This is a genomic window from Microbacterium oxydans, assembly GCF_000956525.1.
Taxonomy (GTDB): Bacteria; Actinomycetota; Actinomycetes; order Actinomycetales; family Microbacteriaceae; genus Microbacterium; species Microbacterium oxydans_A.
Map to the genome: position 1 here is coordinate 1 of NZ_JYIW01000004.1, position 7,978 is coordinate 7,978.

The following is a 7,978-nucleotide window of genomic DNA, read 5'->3' on the forward strand; positions in this document are numbered from 1 at the left end:
CTCCCCCCCTGGCTCCCCGAGCTCCCACCCTGGGTCCCTGAGCTTGTCGAAGGGCCGCCGTTCGTGGTCAGCTCGCCGATATTCGTGATGAGCGTGAGCGTCGTCATCGCATCTCCTCTCGCTGAGAGGTCAGAACGCGCCGCAGCCTTCGCAGGGCGCGCGGCGTGTTCTGACCTCTCGGCATCAGTCGCCTCGGTCGAGTGTCTCAGAGCATCGGAACGTTCAGGCCGCGCTCGCGAGCGATGTCGCGTGCGTGCTCGTACCCGGCATCCACGTGCCGCATGACACCTGTGCCCGGGTCGTTCGTGAGCACGCGTTCGAGCTTCTGCGCCGCGAGCTCGGTGCCGTCCGCGACCGTGACCTGCCCGGCGTGGATGGATCGGCCGATGCCGACGCCGCCTCCGTGATGCAGCGAGACCCAGGATGCTCCGGACGCCGTGTTCAGCAGCGCATTCAGCAGGGGCCAGTCGGCGATCGCATCCGAGCCGTCCTTCATGGCCTCGGTCTCACGGTACGGCGATGCCACCGAGCCGGAGTCGAGGTGGTCGCGGCCGATCACGATCGGCGCCGCGAGCTCGCCCGACGCGACCATCTCGTTGAACTTGAGCCCGGCGAGGTGGCGTTCCTTGTAGCCGAGCCAGCAGATGCGCGCCGGCAAGCCCTCGAAGTGCACCTTCTCGCCGGCCTTCTGCAGCCAGCGGTGCAGCGCGGCATCCTCGGGGAACAGCTCGGCGATCGCCCGGTCGGTCTTGTAGATGTCCTCGGGATCGCCCGACAGCGCGGCCCAGCGGAACGGCCCACGACCCTCTTCGAACTGCGGACGGATGTACGCCGGCACGAAGCCGGGGAACTCGAAGGCGCGGTCGAAGCCGCCGAGCTCCGCCTCACGACGGATCGAGTTGCCGTAGTCGAACACCGCGGCGCCGGCATCCTGGAACGCCACCATCGCGGCGACGTGCGCAGCCATGGATTCGCGGGCGCGGCGGGTGAACTCCTCCGGGTCGCGCTCGGCGCCGCTCCTCCAGTCGGCCACGCTGATGCCGACCGGGAGGTACGCGAGCGGGTCGTGTGCGCTGGTCTGGTCGGTCACGATGTCGATCGGCACGCCGCGGCGCAGCAGCTCGGGGAACAGCTCGGCGGCGTTGCCGACGACGCCGACCGAGAGCGCCTCGCCGGCCTCCTTCGCGGCGACGACCCGGGCGACCGCCGCGTCGAGATCGGTCGTGTACTCGTCGAGGTAGCCGTGCTCGACGCGACGGGCCAGGCGCGACTCGTCGACGTCGACGATGAGCACCACGCCGTCGTTGAGGGTCACCGCGAGCGGCTGCGCCCCGCCCATCCCGCCGGCACCGCCGGTGAGGGTGAGGGTGCCGCGCAAGGAGTCGCGTCCGAGCGAACGGGCGACAGCGGCGAACGTCTCGTACGTGCCCTGCAGGATGCCCTGGGTGCCGATGTAGATCCAGGAGCCCGCGGTCATCTGGCCGTACATGATGAGGCCGAGCTCTTCGAGCTTGCGGAACTCGGGCCACGTCGCCCAGTCGCCGACGAGGTTCGAGTTGGCGATCAGCACCCGCGGCGCCCAGTCGTGCGTGCGGAACACCCCGACCGGCTTGCCGGACTGCACCAGCAGGGTCTCGTCCGGCTCGAGCTCATCGAGCGTGCGCACGATCGCGTCGTACGCCTCCCAGTTGCGGGCGGCCTTGCCCGTGCCGCCATAGACGACCAGGTCTTCGGGGTGCTCGGCGACCTCGGGGTCGAGGTTGTTCATGAGCATGCGCTTGGCGGCCTCGGCACCCCAGCTCTTGGCGGTGCGCTGGTTGCCGCGCGCCGCGCGGACGACGCGAGGACCGGATGCGGGGGACTCAGCCATGGGTGTGCTCCTTTGCGATGCGGGCGACGGCGCCCGACTGGACGAGTTCTGCGACGGCTTCCATCTCGGGCGAGAGGAAGCGGTCAGGGCCGGGGCCTGCGGCCACGGTACGGACGAGGTCGCGCACGGCGCCGGTGGCGGGTCCGGCCTGCAGCGGGGCGCGCAGATCGAGGGCGCGCGCACCGGTGAGGATCTCGATCGCGAGCACGCGGCCGAGGCCGTCGATCGCGCGGCGGAGCTTGCGGGCAGCCGCCCACCCCATCGAGACGTGATCCTCCTGCATCGCCGACGACGGGATCGAGTCGACGGATGCCGGCACGGCGAGGCGCTTGAGCTCCGAGACGATTCCGGCGGAGGCGTACTGCGCGATCATGAGTCCGGAGTCGACGCCCACCTCATCGGCGAGGAACGGCGGGAGCCCGTGGCTGCGCGCGGGGTCGAGGGCGCGGTCGGTGCGGCGCTCCGACACCGAGGCGACATCCGCGACCGAGATCGCGAGGAAGTCGAGCACGGCGGCCACGGGCGCACCGTGGAAGTTGCCATTGGACTCGATGCGGCCGTCGAGGGTGATCACCGGGTTGTCGATCACGCTCGCGAGCTCGCGTCCGGCGATCATGGCGGCATGGGCCATGGTGTCGCGCGCGGCGCCGTGCACCTGCGGCGAGCAGCGCAGCGAATACGCGTCCTGCACGCGGCCGTCGTCCGGGCCCTTGTGGCTGGCGACCATCGGGGAGTCGCCGAGGAACGCACGCAGGTTCGCCGCAGACTCCGTCTGCCCGGTCTGCGGACGCAGCGCCATCAGGTCGGCCGCGAACACGGCATCCGTGCCGAGCTGCGACTCGATCGACATTGCCGCGGCGATGTCGGCCGTGAGGAGCAGCTCCTGCAGGTCGTGCAGCGCGAGCACCAGTGTGCCCAGCATCCCGTCGGTGCCGTTGATGAGGGCGAGGCCCTCCTTCTCGACGAGCGTGAGCGGCTCGATGCCGGCGGCAGCCAGGGCGTCGGCGGCAGGCATCACCTCCGAGCTGGGCTGCTGAGCCGCCGTGCTGGGCTGCTGAGCCTGTCGAAGCACACGGACATCCCCTTCGCCCATCGCCGCGAGGGCGATGTGGGCGAGAGGCGCGAGGTCACCGGAGCATCCGAGTGAGCCGTACTCGCGCACGATCGGAGTGATGCCGGCGTTCAGCATCGCGGCGTAGGTCTCGACGACGACGGGCCGCACGCCGGTGCGCCCGGAGGTGAGTGTCTGCAGGCGGAGCAGCTGCAGTCCCCGCGTGACCTCGCGCTCGATCTCCGGACCGGTACCGGCCGCGTGCGAACGGATCAGGCTGGCCTGCAGCTGCAGGCGGCGGTCCGGGGCGATGAAGGTGGTCGCGAGCGCACCGAAGCCGGTGGAGACGCCGTAGTGCGGATGCGGGTCGGCGGCGAGACCGTCGATCACGCTGCGGGTCTCGGCGACACGGGCGAGAGCGGCGGGGTCGATGACGACCGGCGCGCCCAGCCGTGCGACGGCGACGACATCTGCGGGCGCGAGGGGCGCCGCACCGACGAGAACAGGGGCAAGATCAGTCATGTTCTGATTCCACACCCGCCGTGTCGACGGCGACAGCGGATCATGACATCCTGTGTCTGTGATACCAGACAGTGCGGGCACCTCGCGCAGCGGCGAACCGCAGGTGCCGGCGGCCGAGAACACGCTGCGCATCCTCAGCTACCTGGCCGGGCGGCCGGCTCCGGTGGCCGCATCGGCGATCGCGCGCGAGCTCGACCTGCCGCGCTCCACGGTCTATCACCTGCTCACCACGCTGTCGGCGCACGGCTTCGTGCTGCACTTCCGCGAGGAGCAGCGGTGGGGCCTGGGCACCTCGGCCTTCGAGCTCGCCGGCGGCTATACGCGCCAACAGCCACTCGCCCGACTCGGGCGGCGGCTGATCGCCGCGCTGTCCGACCGCCTGGGCGAGAGCGCCCATCTCGCCGTCATGAGCGGCGGCGACGTGCTCTACATCGTCGAGGAGCGCGCGCCCCGGCGGCCCGCCCTGGTGACGGATGTCGGAGTGCGGCTGCCCGCACACCTCACCGCCAGCGGTCGGGCGATGCTGGCCGCGCTCCCCCGCGAGCAGGTGCGCGCGCTGTACCCGAGCGCCTCGGCCTTTCCCGACCGCACCGGACTGGGTCCGCGGCGGCCCACCGAACTGCGTGATCTCCTGAGGGAGGTGCGTGCACGCGGATACGCGGTCGAAGACAGCGAGGTGGCGGACGGTCTCCGCTCGGTCGGTGCCGTGGTGCGCGACCATGCCGGCTGGCCGGTCGCGGCGGTAGCGGTCACCTGGGCCGATGAGGGACTCGAGGAGCGTGTGCTCGCGGACGCCGTGATCGAGGCGGCCGGGGTGCTGGAGTCCCGAGTGAAGCGGTGAGCGGAGTTGTCGCAGGCTTGCGACAACTCCGCGACACGCTCGCCACATCGGCTGGATACGCTCGATCCATGACCACCGCCGCACGCATCGCCTCGTCTGCCTCCCGCCGTCGCCGTCGAGGCATCACCCTCGGACTCCTGGCCTCCCTGGTCGTGACCGGCTGCGCAGCGACGCCGACAGAAGCCCCGAAGCCGACCGCCGTCCCGACCTTGCCGGATGCGCCGGCGTCCACCGCTGCCACGGTGCCCGGCTACGACGTCGGACAGTTCCCTCCGGTTCCGCTGTTCGTGCTGCCTGACCTGTCGCTGCTGGACTCCTCTGCAGCCGCGTTCGCGATCGAGGTCAATGACGCGCTGGCCGACATTCCCGGGGTCACCGCGACTCCTGCGCACTGCGACGCCGACGGAAGCGTGATCTCCGGCAACGGCACCGCGCTGCTGTACGGCGACGGGTCCGGCACCTTCACCGGCCCCGACGGGACCGTGCAGAACTTCGGCGACGGATCCGGCACCTCGACGATCAACGGCGTGACGATCCAGAACTTCGGCGACGGATCCGGCAACTACACGGATGGCGAGGTCACGATCCAGAACTTCGGCGACGGGTCGGGCAACTACACCGACGGGTCCAAGACCGTGCAGATCTTCGGCGACGGATCCGGCAACTACACCGACGGCGCCGTGACCATCCAGAACTTCGGCGACGGATCGGGCAACTATGACGCGGGAGCCGTGACCATCCAGAACTTCGGCGACGGATCCGGCACCTACACCAGCCGCGACATCACGATCCAGAACTTCGGCGATGGCACCGCGCAGGTCAACGGCGAGCGGGTCGACGCGGAGCCGCTGCCGGTCGTCCCGACGCTCGGGGTGTTCCCGCCGCTGGGCACCCTCGCTCCGCTGGAGTCCTGCGGCACGACCCTCACCTTCGAGGACGGCGTGCTGTTCGACTTCAACAGGAGCGACATCCGTGACGATGCCGCCGCAACCCTGGATGCCGTGGCCGACGTGCTCAGCCGGCTCGATGTCGCAGAAGCCTCGGTGTCGGGTCACACGGATGCCATCGGCTCGGATGCCGAGAACCAGTCGCTGTCGGAGGATCGCGCGGATGCGGTCGTCGACGGCCTCGAGGACCGCGGTGTCCGCACCGCGCTGACCGCCGAGGGCTTCGGTGAATCCCGTCCGGTCGCCGCGAACGAGATCGACGGCGTCGACAACCCCGCGGGGCGACAGCTCAACCGCCGCGTCGAGATCTTCATCCCCGCGACCTTCTGACACGAGAGGATGGATGACATGCGCGCTGCACGCCGTCATCCGGTCACGATCACTTCCCTGGTCATCTCTGCCCTGATGCTCACCGGATGCACGGTCAGCATCATCGACCCCACGGCGGACGACCGCGCCTCATCCCCATCGCAGGATGCCGCGCCCACTCCGCCGCACGAGGCCACACCCCGCACCACTCCGAGCGAAGAGCCGGGCGACGCAGACGCGGAATCACCGGAACTCTCTGCACCGAACGCGGCCGAGCGCGAGCGGCTCATCGCCGCAGCCACGACCACCATGACCTGCCCCCGCGGTCCACTCGACGAGGATGGCGCGATCATCCGCGTCGAGGGCCCCTGCGCCGAGCTGGTGATCGACATCGATGCGGGCGTCGTGATCGCCGACGATGTCGAGGAACTGCTGCTCCGCGGCTCCGGCAGCGTGGTGTACGCCGGGGCCATCGGCACGGCGACCGTCTCCGGAAGTGCAAATCAGGTGTACTGGTCCGGCGCGACGCCGATCCTGGAAGACAGCGGAAGCGCCAACTCCCTCGGGCGGGGCTGATGATCACGGAGCAGACGGAACGCCCGCACATCCTGCTCGTCGACGACGACGAGGCGATCACCGGCGCTCTGGCCGCGTTCCTCGGACGCAGCGGGTTCGACGTGCGCGTCGCCGAAGACGGGCGAGCAGGTCTCGCCGAGGTGGAGCGCGCGGTTCCCGACCTGGTGGTGTGCGACGTGATCATGCCCCATATCGACGGGCGGGAGTTCGTCCGCCGCATCCGGGGTAGGCAGCTCTGGCTTCCCATCATCCTTCTGACGCAGGTCGGTGAGTCGTGGGAACGCAGTGCCGCCCTCGACGAAGGTGCCGACGACTACCTGAACAAGCCCTTCGATCCGCACGAGCTGATCTCCCGGATCCGGGCCGTGCTGCGTCGGAGCTCACAGGGCGCTGGGTCCCTCCAGGCCTCTCAACGCCTGCGGGCTCTGGACATCACGGTCGATCGCACCGCCCGCCGCGTGTGGCGAGGTGACACCGAGATCACCCTCACGCCCAAGGCGCTCACGCTTCTCGAATACCTGATGCTGCACCCGCAGGAGGTCCACTCCCGTGAGCGGCTCCTCTCGGCGCTGTGGGGTTTCGATTTCGCCTCATCGAGCCGCGCCGTCGATCACCGGATCGCCGAGCTCCGCCGGGTCCTCGGCGATTCGGCCGGAGACGCACGGATCATCGAGACCGCGCAGAGCCTGGGGTACCTCTTCGTGCCACGGGTGGTCAGCGCATGAGCGACCGGAGGGGCGTGGCACTCGGAGTCGCCTCAGCGGCACCGATCGGGCTCTGCGCGATCGCCGCGGCCGCCATGACAGCGGCGGGCGACCCACGCGTCCTGGCCATCGACCTCGCGCTGCCCGGGGCCGTGCTCATCGCGGGTGCCCTCGTCTCCGCCGTTCCGGCGTTCATGCTCGTCGTTCACCGCCAGAGACGACGCGAAAGCGCCCGAGTGCAGGCCGCTGTCGCCGATGCCGCCGCGCAGGCGACGCAGCAGGAGCGAGCGAATCATCAGCGATTCCTCTCGCGGTTGGATCATGAGCTGAAGAACCCGCTCACCGCCATTCGTGCCACCGCGGCGGCAGCGCAGAGCGACTCCGCACTCGACGAATGGCGCGTCATCGATACACAGGCGACCAAGTTGAGCGCGCTGGTCCGTGATCTCCGCAAGCTGGCAGAACTCGAGACGCGGGCGCTGGACCTCGAGGTCGTCGATCTGGAGCAGCTGCTCACCGAGGCGATGGCCGCACTGTCGATCCAGAACCCTGCCGCCGGGGCGCGGATGAGCTTGGCCGTCACTCGAGTTCCGTGGCCTGTGCCCCCGCTCACCGCAGATCTCGACCTGCTGTCTCTGGCAATCGACAACGTCCTGGCGAACGCCGCGAAGTATTCCGCGCACGGACCGATCGAGGTCCGCCTCCGGGAACAGGACGGCTGGGCCGTGATCGACATCGCGGATGCGGGACGGGGCATTCCTGCCGCCGACCTGCCGACGGTCTTCGACGAGCTCGCGCGCGCCCAGAATGCACGGGATGTGACCGGCTCCGGCATCGGGCTCACCCTTGTCGCCACGATCATGCGGCGCCACGGCGGCGACGTGTCCATCCGTTCCGCCGAGGGCGCCGGCACGGTTCTCACGCTGCGTCTGCCGATACGCCGCTGACGCGAACGGCGCGTTAATGCAGAAGAGCCACCCCGCGAGGGATGGCTCTTCTTCATGTTTCGTACGCACTTCTGCGTTAACGCGAAATGGCCACCCATCGATGGGTGGCCATTTGCTTAAAAGGAGTCCGGCGGTGTCCTACTCTCCCACAGGGTCCCCCCTGCAGTACCATCGGCGCTGTGAGGCTTAGCTTCCGGGTTCGGAATGTAAC

The 7,978-nt window shown here is 69.7% G+C and carries 7 protein-coding genes and 1 rRNA gene; 5 read left to right on the forward strand and 3 right to left on the reverse strand.

The genetic code is table 11. The features are described from left to right. Positions 1-205: 205 nt before the first annotated feature. A complete protein-coding gene (gene hutU / locus RS83_RS00045) occupies positions 206-1,870 on the reverse strand; it encodes a urocanate hydratase (RefSeq protein ID WP_045277452.1) in 1,665 nt (554 codons plus the stop codon). Further along, complete coding sequence (gene hutH, locus RS83_RS00050; protein ID WP_045277453.1) at positions 1,863-3,443, reverse strand: histidine ammonia-lyase; 1,581 nt, start codon at positions 3,441-3,443, stop codon at positions 1,863-1,865. The genes hutU and hutH overlap by 8 nt, the downstream gene beginning before the upstream one ends. Before the next feature lie 58 nt (positions 3,444-3,501). Here hutH and RS83_RS00055 point away from each other — a divergent pair, with 58 nt between their 5' ends. From RS83_RS00055 to RS83_RS00075, 5 genes are all read left to right on the forward strand, one after another. Next, positions 3,502-4,284: an IclR family transcriptional regulator gene (locus RS83_RS00055; protein WP_045277458.1), complete on the forward strand. Its 783-nt coding sequence runs from the start codon at positions 3,502-3,504 to the stop codon at positions 4,282-4,284. Positions 4,285-4,352: 68 nt separating this feature from the next. Further along, positions 4,353-5,561, forward strand: coding sequence for an OmpA family protein (locus tag RS83_RS00060; RefSeq protein WP_045277454.1), 1,209 nt, complete (start codon positions 4,353-4,355; stop codon positions 5,559-5,561). 18 nt (positions 5,562-5,579) lie between these two features. Then, the gene (locus RS83_RS00065) at positions 5,580-6,116 is read left to right on the forward strand and encodes a DUF3060 domain-containing protein (RefSeq protein ID WP_197072023.1); all 537 of its coding nucleotides are present in this window, start codon (positions 5,580-5,582) and stop codon (positions 6,114-6,116) included. Further along, the gene (locus tag RS83_RS00070) at positions 6,116-6,841 is read left to right on the forward strand and encodes a response regulator transcription factor (protein WP_045277456.1); all 726 of its coding nucleotides are present in this window, start codon (positions 6,116-6,118) and stop codon (positions 6,839-6,841) included. Before RS83_RS00065 ends, RS83_RS00070 begins: the two co-directional genes overlap by 1 nt. Next, a complete protein-coding gene (locus tag RS83_RS00075; protein WP_045277457.1) occupies positions 6,838-7,767 on the forward strand; it encodes a sensor histidine kinase in 930 nt (309 codons plus the stop codon). Before RS83_RS00070 ends, RS83_RS00075 begins: the two co-directional genes overlap by 4 nt. Before the next feature lie 125 nt (positions 7,768-7,892). Here the strand turns inward: RS83_RS00075 and rrf are convergent. Beyond that, positions 7,893-7,978: ribosomal RNA gene (gene rrf / locus RS83_RS18130) — 5S ribosomal RNA — on the reverse strand; the annotation flags it as partial.